The 20,520-nt window shown below is 71.9% G+C and carries 21 protein-coding genes and 1 pseudogene; 14 read left to right on the top strand and 8 right to left on the bottom strand.

All coding sequences use genetic code 11. From position 1 onward, the window contains the following. Positions 1 to 76: 76 nt before the first annotated feature. From ACLQ25_RS28150 to ACLQ25_RS28130, 5 genes and pseudogenes are all read left to right on the top strand, one after another. A pseudogene (locus ACLQ25_RS28150) lies at positions 77 to 331 on the top strand (winged helix-turn-helix transcriptional regulator); the annotation flags it as partial. A gap of 97 nt (positions 332 to 428) precedes the next feature. Further along, positions 429 to 854, top strand: a complete 426-nt coding sequence (locus ACLQ25_RS28145) for a TOBE domain-containing protein (protein ID WP_425733786.1) — start codon at positions 429 to 431, stop codon at positions 852 to 854. Beyond that, entirely contained in the window at positions 851 to 1,645 is a 795-nt protein-coding gene (modA, locus tag ACLQ25_RS28140; protein WP_425733785.1) for a molybdate ABC transporter substrate-binding protein, read from the top strand. The genes ACLQ25_RS28145 and modA overlap by 4 nt, the downstream gene beginning before the upstream one ends. Next, a complete protein-coding gene (gene modB, locus ACLQ25_RS28135) occupies positions 1,642 to 2,457 on the top strand; it encodes a molybdate ABC transporter permease subunit (RefSeq protein WP_357118041.1) in 816 nt (271 codons plus the stop codon). Before modA ends, modB begins: the two co-directional genes overlap by 4 nt. Before the next feature lie 56 nt (positions 2,458 to 2,513). Further along, complete coding sequence (locus ACLQ25_RS28130; protein ID WP_425733788.1) at positions 2,514 to 3,581, top strand: ABC transporter ATP-binding protein; 1,068 nt, start codon at positions 2,514 to 2,516, stop codon at positions 3,579 to 3,581. Positions 3,582 to 3,673: 92 nt separating this feature from the next. On the opposite strand, the gene ACLQ25_RS28125 is transcribed toward ACLQ25_RS28130, so the two are convergent. From ACLQ25_RS28125 to ACLQ25_RS28110, 4 genes are all read right to left on the bottom strand, one after another. Next, positions 3,674 to 4,087, bottom strand: a complete 414-nt coding sequence (locus ACLQ25_RS28125; RefSeq protein ID WP_355049688.1) for a type II toxin-antitoxin system prevent-host-death family antitoxin — start codon at positions 4,085 to 4,087, stop codon at positions 3,674 to 3,676. Between the two features lie 42 nt (positions 4,088 to 4,129). Further along, positions 4,130 to 4,699, bottom strand: a complete 570-nt coding sequence (locus ACLQ25_RS28120; RefSeq protein WP_425733784.1) for a GNAT family N-acetyltransferase — start codon at positions 4,697 to 4,699, stop codon at positions 4,130 to 4,132. A gap of 64 nt (positions 4,700 to 4,763) precedes the next feature. After that, positions 4,764 to 4,922, bottom strand: a complete 159-nt coding sequence (locus tag ACLQ25_RS28115) for a hypothetical protein (RefSeq protein WP_425733783.1) — start codon at positions 4,920 to 4,922, stop codon at positions 4,764 to 4,766. Continuing rightward, complete coding sequence (locus tag ACLQ25_RS28110) at positions 4,922 to 6,298, bottom strand: hypothetical protein (protein WP_425733782.1); 1,377 nt, start codon at positions 6,296 to 6,298, stop codon at positions 4,922 to 4,924. Before ACLQ25_RS28110 ends, ACLQ25_RS28115 begins: the two co-directional genes overlap by 1 nt. Here ACLQ25_RS28110 and ACLQ25_RS28105 point away from each other — a divergent pair. Together ACLQ25_RS28105 and ACLQ25_RS28100 are read left to right on the top strand one after the other, a co-directional pair. Next, positions 6,297 to 7,856: an NAD(P)/FAD-dependent oxidoreductase gene (locus ACLQ25_RS28105; RefSeq protein ID WP_425733781.1), complete on the top strand. Its 1,560-nt coding sequence runs from the start codon at positions 6,297 to 6,299 to the stop codon at positions 7,854 to 7,856. The two genes, ACLQ25_RS28110 and ACLQ25_RS28105, sit on opposite strands and share 2 nt — an antisense overlap. 29 nt (positions 7,857 to 7,885) lie before the next feature. Further along, positions 7,886 to 8,398, top strand: a complete 513-nt coding sequence (locus ACLQ25_RS28100) for a GNAT family N-acetyltransferase (protein WP_425733780.1) — start codon at positions 7,886 to 7,888, stop codon at positions 8,396 to 8,398. A 76-nt stretch (positions 8,399 to 8,474) separates the two neighbouring features. Here ACLQ25_RS28100 and ACLQ25_RS28095 read toward each other — a convergent pair whose 3' ends face one another. The 4 genes from ACLQ25_RS28095 to ACLQ25_RS28080 form a co-directional block, all read right to left on the bottom strand. Then, positions 8,475 to 9,731 carry a cellulose binding domain-containing protein gene (locus ACLQ25_RS28095; protein ID WP_425733779.1) on the bottom strand — a complete coding sequence of 419 codons (1,257 nt, stop codon included), beginning with the start codon at positions 9,729 to 9,731 and terminating at the stop codon, positions 8,475 to 8,477. Positions 9,732 to 9,766: 35 nt separating this feature from the next. After that, positions 9,767 to 11,218: a cellulose binding domain-containing protein gene (locus tag ACLQ25_RS28090; RefSeq protein WP_425733778.1), complete on the bottom strand. Its 1,452-nt coding sequence runs from the start codon at positions 11,216 to 11,218 to the stop codon at positions 9,767 to 9,769. Beyond that, the gene (locus ACLQ25_RS28085; RefSeq protein ID WP_425733777.1) at positions 11,215 to 12,249 is read right to left on the bottom strand and encodes a pectinesterase family protein; all 1,035 of its coding nucleotides are present in this window, start codon (positions 12,247 to 12,249) and stop codon (positions 11,215 to 11,217) included. Before ACLQ25_RS28085 ends, ACLQ25_RS28090 begins: the two co-directional genes overlap by 4 nt. Positions 12,250 to 12,390: 141 nt before the next feature. Then, positions 12,391 to 13,638: an MFS transporter gene (locus ACLQ25_RS28080; protein WP_425733776.1), complete on the bottom strand. Its 1,248-nt coding sequence runs from the start codon at positions 13,636 to 13,638 to the stop codon at positions 12,391 to 12,393. Between the two features lie 117 nt (positions 13,639 to 13,755). Here ACLQ25_RS28080 and ACLQ25_RS28075 point away from each other — a divergent pair, with 117 nt between their 5' ends. From ACLQ25_RS28075 to ACLQ25_RS28045, 7 genes are all read left to right on the top strand, one after another. Then, the gene (locus tag ACLQ25_RS28075; protein WP_425733775.1) at positions 13,756 to 14,694 is read left to right on the top strand and encodes a LysR family transcriptional regulator; all 939 of its coding nucleotides are present in this window, start codon (positions 13,756 to 13,758) and stop codon (positions 14,692 to 14,694) included. A 164-nt stretch (positions 14,695 to 14,858) separates the two neighbouring features. Further along, on the top strand, positions 14,859 to 15,245 hold the full coding sequence (locus ACLQ25_RS28070) for a YciI family protein (protein ID WP_425733774.1): 387 nt from the start codon (positions 14,859 to 14,861) through the stop codon (positions 15,243 to 15,245). Continuing rightward, positions 15,245 to 16,471, top strand: coding sequence for an RNA polymerase sigma factor (locus tag ACLQ25_RS28065; RefSeq protein WP_425733773.1), 1,227 nt, complete (start codon positions 15,245 to 15,247; stop codon positions 16,469 to 16,471). The genes ACLQ25_RS28070 and ACLQ25_RS28065 overlap by 1 nt, the downstream gene beginning before the upstream one ends. Before the next feature lie 51 nt (positions 16,472 to 16,522). Further along, positions 16,523 to 17,464, top strand: a complete 942-nt coding sequence (locus ACLQ25_RS28060) for a PaaX family transcriptional regulator C-terminal domain-containing protein (RefSeq protein ID WP_425733772.1) — start codon at positions 16,523 to 16,525, stop codon at positions 17,462 to 17,464. 198 nt (positions 17,465 to 17,662) lie between these two features. Beyond that, a complete protein-coding gene (locus ACLQ25_RS28055) occupies positions 17,663 to 18,925 on the top strand; it encodes a cellulose binding domain-containing protein (protein ID WP_425733771.1) in 1,263 nt (420 codons plus the stop codon). A gap of 75 nt (positions 18,926 to 19,000) precedes the next feature. Continuing rightward, a complete protein-coding gene (locus ACLQ25_RS28050) occupies positions 19,001 to 19,654 on the top strand; it encodes a GNAT family N-acetyltransferase (RefSeq protein WP_425733787.1) in 654 nt (217 codons plus the stop codon). Positions 19,655 to 20,125: 471 nt separating this feature from the next. Beyond that, on the top strand, positions 20,126 to 20,500 hold the full coding sequence (locus ACLQ25_RS28045) for a VOC family protein (protein ID WP_425733769.1): 375 nt from the start codon (positions 20,126 to 20,128) through the stop codon (positions 20,498 to 20,500). Positions 20,501 to 20,520: the final 20 nt, after the last annotated feature.

The following is a 20,520-nucleotide window of genomic DNA, read 5'->3' as shown; positions in this document are numbered from 1 at the left end:
GCTGCCCGACCATGCCTGGATCAACCAGCCAACCCAGCAGGAACAGACCGTCTCAGTTTGACTTGACAACTACCGGATGCGCTACTCGGAACTGTCGCGCCAGCTCGCCGGTGTCAGCCAGAAGATGCTCACGCAGACACTGCGCTCGCTGGAGCGGGACGGTCTGATCACGCGGACCGTGGAGCCGACCGTGCCCGTCACGGTCACCTACGAGCTCACCGGCCTGGGCCTGTCCCTGCACGAGGTGGTGCGAGGCCTCAAGGGCTGGGCCGAGACCCACATGGACGACGTGTTCGCCAACCGCGCCACGTACGACACCCGCGCCAGCTGAACCCTGTCGCAACTGCAACCGCAAACCGCGCACGAGTACGCAGAATCAGCCATCTGAGGTACTTCTTCCTCGCAGATGCGGCGGCTATGGTGATCCGGTGACGACCTTCCGGATCGGCGCGGCGGCCGACCTGCTCGGCGTCAGCGCCGACACGATCCGCCGCTGGGTGGACGCCGGGCGGCTGCCCGCCGGGCGTGACGAGCACGGTCACCGGATCATCGACGGCGTCGACCTCGCGGCGTTCGCCCGGGCGCAGGCCGCCGACCCGGACGCGGGCGCCGAGTTCTCCTCGGCGCGCAACCGGCTGCGCGGCATCGTCGTCGACGTCCGCAAGGACACGGTGATGGCCCAGGTCGACATCCAGGCCGGCCCGTTCCGGGTGGTGTCGCTGATGAGCCGGGAGGCGGTCGACGACCTCGACCTGCGGGTCGGCTCGGTCGCCGTCGCCGTGATCAAGTCGACCACCGTGGTGGTGGAACGCGCCGCGCCTACCGCCCCGGCCGGATCGAGGGGGAACGGATGAGGCGGGGGGCCGGATACGTCGCGGTGGCGCTGGCGCTGGCCGTGCTGGCGACGGCCGGCTGCGACCGCGCCGGCGCCCCGGCGACCGGAAGTGACACCCGGGACGGTCGGGTCAGCGGCACGGTGACCGTGTTCGCCGCAGCCTCGCTGACCGAGTCGTTCACCCGCATCGCGAAGGACTTCGAGGCCGCCAACCCGGGCGTCACCGTCACCCTCAACCTCGCCGGCAGCTCGGCCCTGGCCAACCAGATCACCCAGGGCGCTCCGGCAGACGTCTTCGCCTCGGCGGCGCCGAAGAACATGGCGACCGTGACGCAGGCCGGCGACGCCGACGGCACGCCGTTCGTCTTCGCCCGCAACCAACTGGTGGTCGCGGTGCCCAGCGGCAACCCGAAGGGCGTGACCGGTCTCGCCGACCTGGCCCGTCCGGGAGTGAAGGTCGCGCTCTGCGCCGAGCAGGTGCCCTGCGGCGCGGCGGCGCGTACCGCCCTGACCGCGGCCGGCGTCGCGCTGACGCCGGTCACCCTCGAACAGGACGTCAAGGGTGCGCTGGCCAAGGTCAAGCTCGGCGAGGTCGACGCGGCCCTCGTCTACCGCACGGACGCCCGTGCCGCGAGCGCCGACGTGACGGGTGTCGAGTTCCCCGAGTCCGCCCGGGCGATCAACGACTATCCGATCGTCGCGCTGAAGGACGCGCCGAATCGGTCGGGCGCGCGCGCCTTCGTGGCGTACGTCCGCTCGACGCCGGCCCAGGCGGTCCTCGCCGAGGCGGGGTTCCAGGCGGCGTCGTGAGCCTGGTCCGCGAGCCCACCACCTCCCGACGGCGTTCACGGGTGCCGGCGGCATTGCTGATCCCGGCCGGGCTGGGCCTGCTCTTCCTGGTCCTGCCGCTGGCCGGGCTGGTGGTCCGGGCGCCGTGGGCGACGCTGCCGCAGCGGCTCACCGCGCCGGGGGCGCTGACGGCGCTGCGCCTGTCGGTGCAGACCGCGACCCTGGCCACGCTGCTCTGCCTGCTGCTCGGGGTGCCCCTGGCGTGGTTGCTGGCCCGGGTCGACTTCCCCGGCCGCCGGCTGGCCCGCGCCCTGGTCACCGTGCCGCTGGTGCTGCCGCCGGTGGTCGGCGGCGTGGCGCTGCTGCTGGTCTTCGGCCGACGCGGGCTGCTCGGCGGCTGGCTCGACGCCACGTTCGGCGTCACACTGCCGTTCACGACCGCGGGCGTGGTGCTGGCCGAGGCGTTCGTCGCCATGCCGTTCCTCGTCATCGCCGTCGAGGGCGCGCTCCGCGCGGCCGACCACCGCTACGAGGAGGCCGCCGCGACACTGGGGGCCAGCCGGTGGACGACCTTCACGCACGTCACGTTGCCACTGGTGGCACCCGGGATCGCCGCCGGAGCGGTGCTGTGCTGGGCGCGGGCGCTCGGCGAGTTCGGCGCCACCATCACCTTCGCCGGCAACTATCCCGGGCGTACGCAGACGATGCCGCTGGCCGTCTACCTGGCGCTGGAGACCGACCTGGAGTCCGCCATCGTGCTCAGCCTGGTGCTGCTGATCGTCTCGGTGGGCATCCTGGCCGCGCTGCGCGACCGCTGGATGGCGGCCCCGTGACCGCGCCGCCGCCCCACGACCGGCCCGTGACCGCGCCACCACCGGACGACCGGCCCGTGACCGCGCCGCTGTTGGACGCCCGGCTGGTCGTCGACCGGGGCGCCTTCCGGTTGGACGTACCGCTGCGGGTCGCACCGGGTGAGGTCGTCGCGCTGCTCGGGCCCAACGGGGCCGGCAAGACCACCGCGCTGCGCGCCCTGGCCGGGCTGCACCCGCTCACCGCCGGGCACGTCACCCTCGACGGCGTCGACCTGGACCGCCCGGCGAGCCGGAGCTGGGTGCCCACCGAGCGCCGGCCGATCGGCGTGGTCTTCCAGGACTACCTGCTGTTTCCGCACCTCGACGCGTTGGACAACGTGGCGTTCGGGCCGCGCCGGCACGGCGTCGACCGGCGGGCGGCACGGGCCACCGCGCGGAGCTGGCTCGACCGGGTGGGCCTCGCCGGCCAGGCGCACCGCAAGCCCCGTCAGCTCTCCGGCGGGCAGGCGCAGCGGGTGGCGCTGGCCCGCGCGCTGGCCGTCGGACCGTCGCTGCTGCTGCTCGACGAGCCGCTGGCCGCCCTGGACGCCCGTACGCGCCTGGAGACCCGCGCGCAGCTGCACCGCCACCTGGCCGCGCACCCGGGCGCGACGGTACTGGTCACCCACGATCCGCTGGACGCGTTGGCGCTGGCCGACCGCCTGGTCATCGTCGAGGGCGGGCGCGTCGTCCAGGAGGGCGACGGTCCGAGCGTCACGGCCCGCCCGCGCACCGACTACGTGGCGCGTCTGGTCGGGCTGAACCTCTACCGGGGTCGGGCCGAGGGCCACGGCGTACGTGTCGCGCCGGAGTTGACCCTGAGCGTGGCCGACCGGCTGGACGGCGACGCGTTCGTGGCGTTCCGCCCGGCGGCGGTGGCCCTGCACCCGTCGCGACCTGACGGCAGCCCTCGCAACACGTGGGCGGGCACGGTGAGCGGCGTCCAGCGCCACGGCGACAACGTGCGGGTGCAGGTGGACGGGCCGGTCGGCGTGGCCGCCGACGTCACGCCGGCCGCGGCGGCCCAGCTCCGGCTGATCCCGGGCCAACGGATCTGGGTGGCGGTCAAGGCGACCGAGACCCACGCCTACCCGGCGACGACCTGACCCCCGCCACCGCGCGACGAGCTGACGCCGCACGGTGAACAGGCCGACGCCCGGACCGGGCGCGAGTCGCCTCCGGCCAGGCAAAGCGGAGGTCAGTCGGCCAGCAGGTCGGCGTGCGCGGCGCGCAGCCGGGCCAGCGTCGGGTCGCTGCCCGGGACGACCCGGCGGTCCAGCTCGGCCCACACCTCGGCCAGCGCCGCGCGGACCGCGCCCAGCTCGGCGGCGTGCCGCTGGCTGCTGCGGCGGTGCTGCTCGTCGAGGCGGCGGGCCCACCCGGCGGTGACCGCGGCGAGCCGGTCGGCGTCGGCGCGGGCCTGGGCGGCGCTACGGGCCGCGGCGGCGGGAACGATCGCGGCGACCGGGCGGGGATCGCCGTCGCGGGTGACGACGGTGACCGCGTCGGTCAGCTCGGCCAACGCGACGAGCTGGCTGAACCGGGTGCGCGCCTCGCGCAGCGGCACGGAGCGCGGCGGGTCGGTATGCGGGGTGAGCGCGGGGATGGCCATGAATGCATGCTGCCGCCCGGGTACGACAGAAATCCGTCGTCGTCAGTGGACGGTGGGTGGCGGCGCGGACACGGCCCGCCACTCGTCGGCCAGCACCGACCAGATCTCCAGGTCAACGCGACCATGCGGGCCCGGATATACCTGACGCAGGGTGCCGTCGTGGCGCAGGCCCAGCCGGCGGGCCAGGGCGATGCTGCGGACGTTGGCGGCGTTCGTCCGCCACTCGACGCGCTGGATGCCGCGCTCCCGCACCGCCCAGTCGACGATCCGCCGAACCGCGGGGGCGACGAAGCCCCGGCCCTGCGCCGCCGGCTCCACCCAGCAGCCGACCTCGCACAGGCCCAGCGTGACGTCGAACGACACGAACATCACCCCGCCGACCAGCGTGCCGCGCCACCACAGGCCCCAGATACCGCCGGCGTCGGCCGCCCAGCGGTCGGCGTAGCGCTGCAACACGGCCCGGGCCGACGGCAGGTCGGTGGCGACGAAGGACGGCGCCACCCAGGGACTTATGTGGTCCCGCGCCCGGTCCAGGTGGGCGAGGAACTCCTCGGCCCGCCAGGGGTCCAACGCGCGCAGCTCGACATCCTCGTTCAGCGCCAGGGCGAACACCGGGCCTCCATTCCCCGCAAGCGTCGGCACGACGGGTACCAGGCTCGCACAGGGCCGCCGGGACTCAGACCGGCAGGTGGGTCCGCAGGGCGGCGAACTGGGCCACCGTCAGGTACGAGGGGTTGGCCGCCTGCGGCTGGCGGAGCACCTCCAGAGCGGCGAGCCGGTCGTCGGCGCGCAGCACGCCTCGGGGCACCCGGTCCGGCTCGGCGAGGATGGGCATCAGATGATCATGTGGGTCCAGTACGTGAGCCAGAGGACGAACAGCGCGCCCTGCACGAGCGCGAGCGCCGCCGTGAGCCACACGTCGGCGCTCGCCCGGCGGGCCCAGCGGGTCAGCACCAGGGCCACCGGGAACGCCGCCAGCAGGTAGCGCAGCAGGCTCTTGTAGACCGCTGGACCCAGCGACAGCGGCACCACCACCATGAGTACGCCGTAGACGAGATAGGCCACCTCCCGTCGGCGGAACCCGGCGGCCAGGACGGCCAGGACGACCAGGGCGAACAGGACCCGGGCGGCGTCGCGCGGCTCGCCGGTGAGCCCGTCCAGGACCACCGGAAGTGGGTTCTGCGCCTCGATCCCCCAGCCGGCCTTCTGCGCGTGCTGGTAGGCGAACCAGTCCCCGCCCCGCCATCTGCAGAACGCCATGAAGGTGAACCATCCGGCGGGCAGCAGCAGCAACGGCCAGCCGGTCCGCAGGTATCCGAGCAGGGCACGCGGACCGAGCCGCCAGTCGTGCTGGCGCAGCAGCACGAGCGCCAACGGCAGGACGACGAGCAGTCCGAGAGACCGGCTCATCGCCAGGAAGTAGCCGACCACGCCGACCAGCAGCCACCGGCGACGCTCGGCGTAGTAGAAGGCGGCCAGCGCGAGGCAGACGAACAGCGACTCGGTCAGCGCGGCCTGGAACAAAAAGGCCGTCGGCAGGAGCACCAGGTAGCGGGTGAATCGACGAGCCGCGTCGGCGTCAGCGAACAGCAGCTCGGCCAGCCGGTAGCCGTACCCGAGAGCGCCCAGGAACGCGACATTGCTGATCAACAACAGGGCCAGCGCGTTGTCGCCACCCAGCAGCGCGCCGACCGGCCGGGCGAGGAAGGGGTAGAGCAGTGGAAAGCCGAAGTCCCCCCACGGTCGCCCGGTCAGCGGCAGCTCGCTCAGCCGCAGGTAGAGCAGCGCGTCCCAGGCGAACCAGAAGGAGATCCACCGGTGCCCGGAGATGTCCCGCTGCTGCGCCCACATCAACGACTCGTCCGCCGGTGGCGCCCCGGGGATGCCGTCCCAGGCGTGCAGGACCAAAAGGCCGAGCAGGGTCAGCAGCAGCTTCGCGCCGAGAAAGAGCCCGATCAGGTACGGCCAGGGCTGGGGCACCCGGCGGACCAGTCGCGCGCCCGTCTGGACCAGCGCCGTCGCGCGCCGCCGGCCGCCCCGCCACCGGTGCATCCGCCCCGCTCCCCCGGTCCGCCGAACCGCCCGCCGCCCTCCCCGTTGTACGCCCCGGCAGACCTCGCCGGAGGAGAAACCCACCAGGACCAGAGGTGACATCCCGGTCATAACGGGTACGCGGGCCGCCTCGACCAGCAACAGGGAGTACGGCGGCATGAGCGAGCAACACGGCACGGTGGTCATCGGCGCGGGGCCGGCGGGGCTCACTGCGGCCTACGAGTTGCTCCGGCACGGGCGGCCGGTCCGGGTCTTCGAGGCCGACGAGGTGGTCGGCGGGATCAGCCGGACCGTGGAACGCGACGGGTGGCGCTTCGACATCGGCGGACACCGGTTCTTCACCAAGGTCCCCCGGGTGGAGGCGTTCTGGCACGAGATCCTGCCCGACGAGGACTTCCTGACCCGGCCCCGGATGAGCCGGATCTTCTACCGGGGCGCCCTGTTCAACTACCCGCTGAGCGCGACGAACGCGCTGCGCAACCTGGGTCTGCCGGAGGCGGTGCGGTGCCTCGCCTCGTACGCCCGGGCGCGGGTTCGCCCACCGCGCGACCAGTCGCACTTCGAGGGCTGGGTGTCGGCCCGGTTCGGCTGGCGGCTGTACTCGATCTTCTTCAAGACGTACACCGAGAAGGTCTGGGGGATGCCCGCGGACCGGCTGCGGGCCGACTGGGCCGCGCAGCGGATCAAGAACCTGTCGCTGGCCACGGCGATCCGCAACGCGGTGCTGCCCGGACGCCGCCGCACCGACGTGACCAGCCTGATCGAGGAGTTCCAGTACCCGAAGTACGGGCCGGGGATGATGTGGGAACGCTGCGCCGACCAGGTACGCCAGCGCGGCGGGGAGGTGTCGACCGGCACCTGGGTGACCGCCGTGCACCGCGACCCGAAACGACGCCGGGCGATCAGCGTGACGGTCAACGGCGCGGGCGGGCAGCGTACCGAGCCGGCCGACGACGTGATCTCGTCGATGCCGATCTCGGAGCTGGTCGCCGCGCTCCGCCCGCCGGCGCCCCCGCACGTGCTGGCCTGCGCCGCCGACCTGCGCTACCGCGACTTCCTGACCGTCGCCCTGGTGGTGCCGGCCGAGTTCTCGTTCCCCGACAACTGGATCTACGTGCACGATCCCGCGGTGCGAGTGGGCCGGATCCAGAACTACGGCTCCTGGTCGCCGTACCTCGTCAAGGACGGGCGCACCTGCCTGGGCCTGGAGTACTTCGTCTTCGAGGACGACGAGATGTGGCGTACCCCCGATGCCGACCTGGTGGCCCTCGCGACCGCGGAGCTGGAGCGGTTGGGCCTCGTCCGGCCGGGGGTCGTCGAGGCCGGCTACGTCGTGCGCATGCCGAAGGCCTATCCGGTGTACGACGAGCGCTACCAGCACAACGTGGACGTGATCCGGGCGTGGCTGGCCGAGGCCGTACCGAACGTGCACCCGGTGGGACGCAACGGCATGCACCGCTACAACAACCAGGACCACTCGATGCTCACGGCGATGTTGACCGTGGAGAACATCGTCACCGGCAGCGCCCACGACATCTGGTCGGTCAACGTGGAGCAGGACTACCACGAACAGTCGACCGCCGGCGGCGCGCGCCGGGGCACGGGTCGGGACGCTCCGGTGCTGCCGAGCCGGATCATCACCGCGCCGATCACCGCTCCCGAGGGCGCCCGCGCGGCCGGCGACGGCGACCGACCCGCGCGGGCGCCGCTCGTCTGACGGGCCCGCTGATCCGCAAGAATGGGGGCATGCTGAACGTCACCGTGCGGTCGGTCCTGCCCGATGACCTTCTTCTGCTGGATCGGCTGTGGCAGCTCTACCGGCACGACCTGTCGGAGTTCCGAGGCTCGCTGCCGGACGACACGGGGCTGTTCACCCCGGGCCGCCTGCCGACGTACCTCAACGACCCGAACAGCGCCGGCTACGTCATCTGCCAGGACACCCGACCGGTGGGCTTCGCGTTCGTCTCCGGCGTGCGGGCCCAGCCGCTGCGCATCTCCGAATTCTTCGTCGTCCGAGCCGCGCGCCGCACGGGGGTGGGCCGCCTCGCCGCCCGGCAACTCCTGGCCACATACACGGGACGCTGGGAGATCGCCTTCCAGGAGGAGAACCCGGGTGCCGCGCGCTTCTGGCGCCGCCTGGCCGTCGAGGTCCGCCCCACCGGTCACCGCGAGGAACGCCGCGCGGTTCCCGGCAAGCCGCACATCCCTCCCGACACGTGGCTACTGCTCGACGAAGCCCAGGTGGACGGCACCCCGTAGGGCGTCGGGCCAGCCCGGCGGCCGGAAGGGTTCGGGACGCCAACGCCGGTTTCCCCAGCGACGCCGAGGGCGGCGGTCACCTCAGGTAGGCGGCGAGCGGGATGTTCTGCGCCCGCAGGGCGGTGGCGATCAGGCCGGCGATCTGTCTGGCCCCGGCGGTCTCGAAGTGGGTGTGGTCATTGCAGAAGAACGCGCCCACCGCGCCCGTCGAGTAGTCACCGTTGTTCGGGCACAACCGGAGCGTGTTGTAGAGCGCCACGCTCCTCGCGTGCAGGTCGATGACCGGTACGCCGTTGGCGGCGGCCGCGGCCGTCGTCTCGGCGACGAACCCGCGATTGCCGACGGCGGTGTTGCCGCTACAGGTGATCGCCGCGACCGGGGTGACGAAGATCGGCTTCACACCTCTGGCCTTGGCGGCCGTCGCCATCATGCCGAGCAGTTCCTTGAAGCGGTTGGCGCCGACGTGTCGCGGGCAGGCCGAGTCACCGTCGTTGATACCGAACTGGATGATCAGATAGTCGCCGGCCTTGAAGCCACTGCCGGTGTCCAGCATGGCCGACCACCGCGCGCTGTAGGCGGTCGAGCTGAGCGCGCACTCGCCGGCCGAGTTCTTGGTGGAGGTCACATTGCCCTCGTACAGCCAGGTCTGGATGCTGCGACCGCCGACGGCGCTGTTCTGCACGGTGACGTTCGACGTGAGGTAGGACGCGAACTGGCTGCCCCAGCCGATCGGACAGGAACTGGCGTTCATCATCGTGGAGTCGCCCGCCATCCACACCTTGGTCGGCGCGGGCGTCGGTGACGTGGAGGGGCTGGCCGGCGGCGTGCTCGGGCCGGTGCAGGGTGTCGGCGCCGGCGATGGCGTCGATGTCGGCGTCGGCGCGGTGGGCGACGGCGTCGGCGCGGTGGGCGTGGCTGCCGGTGGACCGGCACAGGCGGTGCCGTTGAACGAGAACGACGACGGCACCGGGTTGCTGCCGCTCCACGAGCCGGTGAAGCCGAAGTTGATCGACGCGCCGGTGCCGACCGCACCGTTGTAGCTCACGTTGGTGGCGGTGGCCGCCGCGCCGGTGACCGTGACGGTGGCGTTCCACGCCTGCGTCACGCCCTGCCCGGGAGCGAAGCTCCACGCCAGGCTCCAACTGGTCACCGAGTCACCGAGGTTGGTGACGACGACATCGGCGCCGAACCCGCCGGCCCACTGGCTGGTGACCCGGTAGTCGACAGCACACGCCGGGGTGGCGGCCTGGGCGGTGGCGATGCCGAGCCCGCCGGCCACGACGGTCAGGACCGTTGCTGCCAGAACCACGAGACGCGATCGGCGAACCGTCATCGGGTCACTCCTGCCTTGATCGGAGGCGCTCGCCGTCATCCGACGGCGGCGCACGGGGAGCCGTTGAGGGCGAAACCGGTCGCTCCGGCGAGCGGGCTGTCGGTGATGAATCCGAAGCTGGTCGAGCCGGCGGCCGGAATCACCGCGTTCCAGGCGGCGTTCACCGCCGTGGCCGCAGCGCCGGACTGGGTGACGGTGGCGTTCCAGGACTGCGTGATCCGCTGACCGGCCGGCAGGGACCAGGTCAGCGTCCACCCGTTGACTCCGACGGTGGAGGTGTTGTTGAGCGTCACGTCGAACTGGGCGCCCGTACTCCAGTCACCGGTCTTGCGGTAGGTGACCGCGCAGGCCGCGCCCGCGGAAGGCGTCGGCGCGGGCGTCGTCGGCGGCGGAGTGGTCGGCGCGGGAGTCGTCGGGGGCGGCGTCGTGGGGGGCGGCGTCGTCGGGGCCGGGGTCGTGTTCAGTCGCGCGCTGAGGATCGGGGCCAGCCGGTCGGTGATGGCCTGGTGGCCGGCGTCGTTCGGGTGGACCGAGTCGCTCAGGCCGTCGGACGGCAGCCAGCCGGTGGTGTCGACGTAGAACACGTTGGTGTCGCCCGCGGCGTTGCGTGCCCGTACCGCCGCCTCCGTCTCCGTCGCGTAGCGACCGATGAACGTCCGCATGGCGAAGAGCGTGGCGTTCGGAAACCTGGCCCGGATCCTGGTGAGAAAGGTGGTGTACGCCGCCTGGAAGGCCGCGCCGCTCACGCCGTGGCTCTTGTCGTTGGTCCCCAGGTTGATCACCACGCCGTCGGCGGTGTAGCGGGAGAAGTCCCACGGGTCGGTGCCGGCCTGGCCACCGGAGGACATCCAGTAGCGTGTCTCCTGCGCCCAGCACCCATCGGTCGTCTCGGCCAGACACATGCCACCGATCGCGATCTGGGTGTGGTCGTAGCCGAGCCGCTCACCGACCTTGAAGCCGTAGTCCGTCACGGCGAGTTGACTGCTCGTGGCCCCTGCGGTGATCGAGTCGCCGACGAACTCGACCAGCTTGGGGCGGGTCGGTGGCGCGAAGGTGCCCGCTCCCGAGTCGAGGATCAACCCCTGGAAGACCGCGTCACCGGTGTAGGAGCCGGCCACCTGCCGGTAGCTGACGATCAGCGTGTGGCTGCCCGCCGCCAGCGCGGTCGGCGTCAGGTTGATCGTGCCGGAGCCGGTGAAGGACGTGAACGCTCTACCGTCGATGCTCGCCCACAGCTGGATGGTGTTGCGCTGCCGGAGCTTCACCGTTCTGCCGGTGAACCCGACGCGCAGGTACGCGCCGGCCCAGTAGGGCACGTACGCCGAGGCGTTCGTCCTGTTCCACCGGCCGACGAAGCTGATGTTCGAGTCGGCCGGCGTGCCGTCGCCGGCCGCGGCCTCGGCGCTGAGCACCGGCAGACCGGCGGCGAGCACCCCGGCGGCGAGCGCGATGAGGGCCGCGGTACGCAGGGAACGGATCGTCGTCATCGGATGGGGTTCCAGCCGTCGGTACCCGCCAGGTAGGCGGTGGGTGTGTACTGGGTGGCGGTGGAGGCGCTCATCTGCGGCCGGTTGGCGTTGATGACGGCGCCGGGCCCGGTGCTGCCGTACTCGGCGAAGCGGGCGTTGCGCCACGAGAAGCCGGACATGTCGGTCCAGGGGTCGGTGCGGATGTGCGCGCCCATGGTGACACCCCGGTAGAGGACCTGACCGCGGGCGTTCACGTCGCCGCTGGGGTGCCAGGGCCGGCCCAGGTAGACGGTCCTGGCGGGAGCGTTACTGGTCAGGGTGGTTCCCCAGAACAGGAAGCCGAACCTGTTGTTGATGTCGGTGGATGCCGCGGTGAGGTAGCCGTTGTTCGACGACGAGCCCCGGGTGAGCGAGTGCACGGTGCCGTTCTGGAAGACCATGGTGCCCCGCCCGAAGATGAAGTCGACGTCACCCTCCACGTAGGAGTTTCGGACGTAGAGACGCCGGACCGAGCTGACACTGGGCGCGTTGACCAACAGGGTGTCCTGGTTGCCGAGGACGCGGACGTTGTCGAACTGCACCCGGTCGCCGGAGGTGTTGACAGCGACGGCCTGCTCGGCGTCGAGGGTGTTGGCGGCCTCGTCGAAGTCGTTCGACATGGTCAGGTTCCTGATCGTGGTGTCGTTGGCGTTGACGAAGACCGAGGCGCTGCCGGACGTGCCGTACGTACCGCCACCGGGCTTGGTCTGGCCGGAGGCATGCCCTTCGACGATCACCACCTGGGCGGCGGAACTGCCGGCGCCGACCAGGGTGAGGTAGGGCTTGTTGGCGGGAATGGTGACCACGCCCCGGTACGTGCCGGGTTTGATGGTGATGGTGACCGGAACGCCGTTGTTCGCCGCGACACTGTCGATCGCCGCCTGCACGGTCGTGTAGGCGCCGCTGCCGTCGGCGGCCACGGTGATGGTCGTCGCGGACGCGGACGCGGACGCGGCCACCGGGGCCGCGGTGGCGAGGGCGCACACCGTCAGCACCGCCACCGTGCGCACGCGAAGAACCCTGCCGGACGTGATCATGAGCGTCCTCCGATCCCCGGGCCGCTGCCGACGACCATGTCGGCCGGCAGACGACGACGTTAAGTGAACGTTAACATCGACGTCCGGGAATATGAAGCGAATGCTCACGGAAGGTCACCCGACCCGGACGTCACACCCGGACGTGTTGGCCGCGACGGCCACCGACGGTGTCCGCCTGGGCAGCAACAGCGGGGTGGCAAGCAGCAGGACTCCGGACAGCGTGATCGCGGCGAGCGGGCTGGTGAGTGTCGCGAGAAGACCCCAGCCCACCATCAGGGCAGCCTGCAGGAGCTTGCCGACGGCACTCCACGTGCTGAGCACCCGTGCGGCGTGACCTGCGGGGACCCGGCGCAGGCGTTCGGTCGCGTAGATCGGATTGAAGACTCCCATGCACGTGATCAGCAGTCCCTCGACGACGATCACGGTGACGAGTCCGGGCACACCCGGCTGGACGAGGGCGAGACCGAGTGGGAAGACCGAACGCAGCCAGCCGAAGACGATCATGACCCGGTGTCGGCCGTGGCGGCTCACGAGGCGCACGGAGAGGCGGGCGCCCAGAAGCCCACCGAGAGCCGGAATGCCGAAGGCGAGGCCGTACTGCCACGCCGGAAGGTGGTACTGGCCCAGCAGGAGCACGGCCAGCAGCGGCGCGGTCGCCATGATGAGGCCGCCGACCAGGATCGAGTTGAGAAACAGCCCGCGCAGGACGCCGTCGCCGAGGATGAGCCTCCCCCCGTGCAGCAGGTCGGCGGGCCGCAGCCCCGTCGCGCGGCCACGAGGTGTGGCGACGTCGCCAGCCCGAACACGCAGGATCGCGAACGCGGACAGCAGGTAGCTGACGGCGTCGGCCAGGACGGTCACGACCGGACCGAGCAGCCCGGCGAGGGCGCCGCCCAGGGGCGGCCCGGCCGCTGTCGCCGCCCAGGCCGTGCCCTCGAACCGCCCGTTGGCCGCCAGCAGGTCCGCGCCACGCACCAGATGTTTCAGGTACGCCCCGGACGCGGCGGAGAAGGCGATGCCCGCAGTCCCCGAGATGATCGACACAACCAGCAGTTGACCGTACGACAGAAGCCCGAGGCCGTACGCGGCCGGGACGCTGACCATCGCGACGAAGCGGACGAGGTCCATCGTGATCATCACCGGTCGCTTCGCACGGTGCTCGACCCATGGCCCGAGCGCGAAGGCCACGACCGCCGCGACCGTGAGACCGGCCGCCTCCAGCAGCGCCACAGCGACCGCCGAGGAGTCCAGGACGCGGACCGCGATCAGCGGAAAGGCGCCGAAGGCGAGCCAGGTGCCGTACGTGCTGGCGGCGTACGCCGACCACAGCCAAGCGAAATCGCGCCCCAACCGCCCCCGCATGCGACCCTCCCGAATCCATCGACGCCGGGGGCAGCACACCTCTCGCGCCCGGGCGGAAGCAAACAACCGGGATCCCGCGAGCCACAACCAACAGTTGTGGGTGGGCATAATGAGCCGGTGGATACCGAGGCGGTGCGGTCGTTCGTGCGGGCGGCCGAGTTCGGGCAGTTGCAGCACGCGGCCGATGAGCTGGGGGTGACGCAGCAGGCGATCTCCAAGCGGATCGCGGCGCTCGAACGCGCCCTGGCGGTCCGGTTGTTCACGCGTACCCCCCGAGGGGTCGAGCTGACACTCGACGGCCAGGCGTTCCTCCCGCACGCCCGGGGAATCGTCGCCGGGGCGGACCGCGCGGTCGCCGCGATCAGACCGGGCTCGCGGGCCCTGCGGATCGACGTTCTCGGCCTGCGCTCCGCGCAGGCCGTCGTCCTGCACGACTACTGGCGTTCCCATCCCCAGATCGACCTCGACGTCGTGACGCTGCGGGTCAACGACCCGCGCGAGGCGGTCGCCGCCGTCCAGGCGGGCGACGTCGACGCCTCGTTCCGGTCCGTCACCGACCCGACGACGCTGCCGCGCGAGGTGCGGATGGTGCACGCCTTCGACTCGGCGCTGGAACTGCTCGTCGGCCCACGGCACCCGCTCGCCTCCGCGCGCACGCTGACGCCGGCCCAGCTTCGGGGGCACCGGATCTGGGTGCCGGGCATCGCGCCGCGCAGCGAATGGGCGGCCTTCTACGACGAGCTCACCACCGCCTTCGACCTACGGATCGACGCCGCCGGCCCGCACTTCGGCGACGAGGTGCTCCTCGATGTCCTCGCGGAATCCACCGACGTGGCGACCCTGGTCGGCGCGCATGACCGCTACCTCTGGCCGACGGGTCACGACCTGCGTCGCATCCCGATCGCGCGCCCGACGCTCGCGTACCCGATCTCGCTTCTGCTGCGCCGCGCGAACCCGCACCCGGGTCTGCGGGCGGTGCTGGACCACTGCGCGGGCCTGACGCCGCTACCCCCGACGACCTGGCGTCCCTCCTGGGCGTCAGGGCCTGGTTCATAAGAGCGGTCGAGTCCTCGGTGGAACTGGCCGCTTCGTGGCATCGGCGCGAGCTCGCACCGCATCGTCGGAGAATTCTCTGCGACGGTGTCGATGTGCGGGCCGCTCGTTCGACGAAGAGGCGCGAGGGGCGAGCGGCGACCCCGCCGAAGAAGGAGAAGAAGGCGATGGCGAAGTACATGCTGATCATGCGGGGCACCGACGAGTCGAACGCGGCCATGATGGCGTCGATCGACGAGGCGATGGCCGCGACCGGCCGGTTCATCGAGGAGATGCTCAAGGCCGGTGTCCTCCTCGCGGCCGAAGGACTTGACGATCCGGGACAGGGCGTCGTGGTGGATTTCGGCGGCGACGCGCCCGTGGTCACGGACGGTCCGTACGGCGAGACCAGGGAGCTGTTCGGGGGCTACTTCCTACTTGACGTCGCGTCGAAGCAGGAGGCCGTCGAGTGGGCCAGGCGAGTCCCGGCGGTCCGTGGGTCCAAGATCGAGGTCCGGCGCGTGGCGGAGGCCGACGAGGTCCCGCCGGGCAGCGGGAACGACGGCGAGATTTGATGGGTACGGCCGACGTCGAGGCCGTCTGGCGAGCCGAGTCGGCGCGGATCGTCGCCGCGCTGACCCGGTTCACCGGTGACGTCGGGCTGGCCGAGGATGCCGCCCAGGAGGCGGTGGCCGAGGCGCTGCTGTCGTGGCCGCGCGCGTCCCCGGCCAATCCGGCCGGCTGGCTCATGGCCACCGCGCGGCGGCGCGCCATCGACACGATCCGCCGCCGGAGCGCGCTGCGGGAGCGGTACGCGCTGCTGGCGGTCGACGCGGCGACGGGCGAGGACCTGGCCGAGGCCGTCGACCCCGATCGCATCGACGACGACATCCTCGCCCTGATGTTCGTCAGCTGCCACCCGGTGCTCTCCCCCGAGGCGCGGGTGGCGCTGACCCTGCGGGTGGTCGGCGGGCTGTCCAGCGAGGAGATCGCCCGCGCGTTCCTCGTGCCCGTGCCGACCGTGCAGGCCCGCATCACCCGCGCCAAGAAGACCATCGCGGCGGCCGGGGTGCCGTTCGAGCTGCCGCCGGCCAACGAACGTCGGGCACGGCTGGACGGCGTGCTCCACGTCCTGTACCTGATCTTCACCGAGGGGTCGACGGCCACCTCTGGCGACCGCCTGCTGCGCCCCGACGTCGCGTACGAGGCGATCCGACTGACTCGTACGCTGGCCACGCTCCAACCCGACGAGCCGGAGGTGCACGGCCTGCTCGCGCTGTGCGAGCTGACCGCCGCGCGGTTCCCCGCCCGGACGGCTCCGGACGGGACTCCGGTCCTGCTCGAGGAGCAGGACCGACGGCGGTGGGACGCCTCGGCGATCCGCCGGGGACTGGCCGCGCTGGCCCGGGCGTCGAGCGGTGGTCTCGGCCGCTACGGCCTGCAGGCCGCGATCGCCGCCGCGCACGCCTCGGCGCCCTCCGTGCAGGCGACCGACTGGGACAGCATCGTGGTGCTCTACGACGCGCTCGGCCGGGTCGCGCCGTCGCCGGTGGTCGATCTCAACCGGGCCGTCGCCGTGGCCATGGCCTCCGGCCCGGCCCGGGGGTTGGCGATTGTGGACGAGCTGGTCGCCGCAGGTCGGCTCCCCGGGTCACATCTGGTCCCGACCGTGCGCGGTGAGCTGCTGACGCGACTCGGCCGGCGCACGGAAGCCCGCGCCGAATTGGAGGCCGCGGCTCGGCTCTGCGCCAATCAACGCGAGCGCTCGGTGCTGCTGCGCAAGGCCGCCACGCTGAGCTGACGAGCTGTGCGCCACCCGGTGCGGCAGTGTGGTGGCGTGGACGGTGACGACGTGCGAGTTCCCCGAGCCCAGGTCGGGTCCAGCCCGCAGCATCTGCTGGCGACCGTGCTCGGCGAGTACCTCGACTCCACCGACGCCGACCTGCCCTCGGCGGCGGTCATCGCGATCCTGGGCGAATTCGGGATCAGCGAGTCCAGCGCCCGTGCCGCGCTGTCCCGACTGGTCAAGCGCGGCCTCATCGCGATGAGGGCGAGCCGGCGGCCGCCGGTCTACCACCTGACGCCCGGAGCGATCGCCCGGCATCGCTCGCGGATGCGGCACTTCCTGACCTTCGGCGCCCACCCGCCCGAGTGGACCGGCGACTGGGTGCTGGCCACCTTCTCGGTCCCGACCTCCGGACAGGCGTCGCGGCACGCCCTGCGCAGGGCGCTGGGCGCGCTGCGCTTCGCCAGCCTCTACGACAGCGTGTGGATCCGGCCGGGATCCGACGCCACGCCAGCGAAGGGGGCGCTGAGCGAGCTACTGGACCACATCGAGGGCGCCCGGTGGTCGGTGATGCACGTCCGGTTCGACGAGGAGTCCGGACCACACGGGCCTGCCGGCGCGTACGACCTGGCCGCGCTCGCGTCCGAGTACTCGACCTTCATCCGGCGGTACGCGCCGCTGCGGGCGGCCGTACGCGACAACGAGGTGGACGCGGCACGGGCGCTGGTGGCCCGAACCTCGGCCATGGACTCCTGGCGGAGGTTCGCCGACATCGACCCGGACCTGCCCGACCACCTGCTGCCGGCGCCGTGGCCCCGTCAGGAGGCCAGGGACACCTTCCTGGAGATCCACTCCGCGCTCGGCGCACTCGCGCAGGCGCGGCTGGTCGAGGTGGCGACACCGCACTGGCCGGACGCCGCCGCGTGGATCACCCACTTCGAGGCGTCGGAGGACCTCCCGACGGCCGGGTCGACTGGCAGCGGGACGGCACTCCGACGCGGGCGTTGAGGACCTGTAGACATTGACACTTTTCGTTGCGGCAGTGATAGTAACTGCACACCGCTCCCATCGGATCGCCTGTGGGGACCCCGCCGGGTGGTCGACGCGTACCTATCGACCTGGCCCGTGGCCTGCGCTCGCCGCGCGAACGTACAGCCGCCACCGCCGCCGCGGGGAGCCCCACCGTGACATCCGTTGGAGGCGCGCATGAGAAGAAGATTGAAGATCTACGCGGGGTTGGCGGCCGCCGTCGTCCCGATCGCCTCGATGATCATTACGCTCGGCGCGACGCCGGCCGATGCCGCCGTCGGCGGTTCCGGCCCCTACCCCGCCGACTACGAGACCTCGACCAGCCTGGCCAACCACACCATCTTCCGGCCGCAGACGCTTCCGTCCGAGCGCCTGCCCATCTTCGTCTGGGGCAACGGCGGCTGCTCGGCCAACGGCCTCTCGCAGGGCAACTTCCTGCGCGAGATCGCCTCGCACGGCTTCCTCGCGATCGCCAACGGCGCCCCGAACGGCTCCGGCTCCACCAACTCCCAGATGCTCACCCAGTCCATCGACTGGGCCATCGCGGAGAACTCCCGGCAGGGCAGCAAGTACTTCAACAAGATCGACACGACGAAGGTCGCGGTCGCGGGCTTCTCCTGCGGCGGGCTGGAGGCGTACGCGGTCTCCAACGACCCGCGGGTCACCACCACCGGCATCTTCAGCAGCGGCCTGCTCAACGACGCCGACGACTACCAGCTCCGCAGGCTCACCAAGCCGATCGCCTACATCATCGGCGGGCCCAGTGACATCGCCTACCCGAACGCCATCGACGACTGGGGCAAGCTGCCCTCCACGCTGCCCGCCTTCATGGGCAACCTCAACGTCGGGCACGGCGGCACGTACGACCAGACCAACGGCGGCGAGTTCGGCCGCGTCGCGGTGCTCTACCTCAAGTGGCGGCTCAAGGGCGACACGACCGCCGGCGCCAACTTCGTCGGGCCCAACTGCGGCCTGTGCCGTACCCAGTGGACGGTCCAGCAGAAGAACCTGACGCTGGACCCCGGCACGCCGCCGACCACCCCTCCGCCGACCACGCCTCCGCCCACCACGCCCCCGCCCACCACGCCTCCGCCGACCACTCCCCCGCCGACCACGCCGCCACCCACCACGCCGCCACCGACGGGTGCCGCCTGCACCGCGACCTACGCCGTGCAGGACCAGTGGAACGGCGGCTTCGTCGCCAACGTCACCGTGACCGCCGGAAGCAGCGCCCTCAGCGGGTGGCGGGTCACCCTCAACCTGCCGAGTGGCGCCACGATCACCTCGCTGTGGAACGGCGTCGCGACCGGTAGCAGCGGGACCGTCACCGTCGCCAACCAGAGCTACAATGGACGGCTGGCCGCAGGCCAGACCACCAACTTCGGATTCCAGGGCACCGGAAACGGCGGCGGTGCCACCGCCACCTGCACCGGAAGCTGAACCCGAACCACCTCGGCGGTCGGCGCGTCACGCGCCGGCCGCCGAGCGCGTTCCACCGACCCCGAGGAGACGACGATCGCCGAGAGTACGCTGGCCGACATCCTGCGCGCCGCGGCGAACGGCCACTTTCCGCCGGCCGACGGCGGGACCACCGTCGTACCGCAGCCGTGCCACCGCGACGCCGGAGTCATCGCGTTCACCGCGCATTCCGTGGTGTTCACCGACGAAGACCCCGAATGGGTACGCCGCACGCTTGCCACTCTCGACTGCGACGGCCTGGCGGCCACGATGAATCCGCGCTTCCTCGTCGCGCTGCTCGACCGCACCGGTCGCCGCACCGACACCATCGACCTCCTGACCGTCGCGAGTCCGCTACCCGGCCCTCCCCCGCTGCGGCTGACCGAGGTCCGGGACGCCGGTCACGCCCGCGCGGGCCGGGCCCGCCGCCGCCGTGACGACGTTCGGGTCTGGGCCGCCGACGGCGGGGTGGTCGTGCTCGGCCGAGGCGTGGCGGGCCGCTGGGAGACGGCGATCGAGGTCGACGAGGACTGTCGCCACCGGGGCCTGGGGCGGGCGCTGGCCACGGCCGCCCGGCACCTCGTACCCGACGGGCAACCGCTCTGGGCACAGCAGGCCGCCGGCAACGCCCGCAGCGTACGCGCCTTCCAGGCGGCCGGGTTCCGCCCGGTCGGCGCGGAGGCGCTGCTCCTGGCGACGGATGGGGCGTAGGACGCCGGACGTCGTCGGCCGCGCGAGAGACCGATTCCTGGCGAGCGCGTCGGCGCGGAGGCCCGGCTCGGCGCACCCCTTGCCCCTTTGCGGGTGACGCAGCTGAGCCCCGCCTCCACACCTGGAACGTCTGCTGGAGTCGCCACGCCCCGTCGGGCTGCCGCGCCTCGTTGCGCCAGCGGAACCCGTCGGCACCTGCCGAAGAGTCGGGAAACCGCACGATCAGCTTCGAGTTCGCGTGGCCGCGCCCCGTGGTCACCCGAGAGGACGTCGTGTTAGCCTGCTCATGCGCCCCAGATGGGCCTACCCCCGGAGGTTCTGGCTACTTCAGCCGCCATGCCGAGATCGACGCGTACGCGTCTCCCGCATGGGTCCGGGGCGTTGCCGCCTTCGGGGTCTGTCAATCAGTGCGGCTGCTGGACGCCGTGTGCTTCCGGTCGGGTCTTCGGATCGACCGAAAGACGGGTACGCATGACAGTCACGTTCAACCACACCATCATCGCCGCGAAGGACAAGCACGCGTCGGCGGCGTTCTACCGGGAACTGTTCGGACTCCCGGAGGCGCCCTCGTGGGGGCTGTTCGTCAACGTTCTGCTGGACGAGGGTGTACTGCTCCAGTTCGCCGAGCCGCCGGTGGACATCCAGATGCAGCACTACGCGTTCCTCGTCGACGATGAGTTGTTCCCGCGATGCCTCGCGTTCATCGAGGAACGAGGCATCACGTACTGGGCGGACCCGCAGATGAAGCGGCCCGGAGAGACCAACAGCGAGCACGGTGGTCGCGGGGTGTACTTCAAGGACCCCGCAGGACACGCGATCGAACTGATCACGCGCCCGTACCTCTAGCGGGTGCCCCTGGTCGGGCG

Origin of the sequence: Micromonospora sp. DT44, from assembly GCF_049841635.1 — a bacterium.
Classification (GTDB): domain Bacteria; phylum Actinomycetota; class Actinomycetes; order Mycobacteriales; family Micromonosporaceae; genus Micromonospora.
Note: the sequence above shows the minus strand (reverse complement) of the source record. Positions and strands in the feature narration are given on the sequence as shown.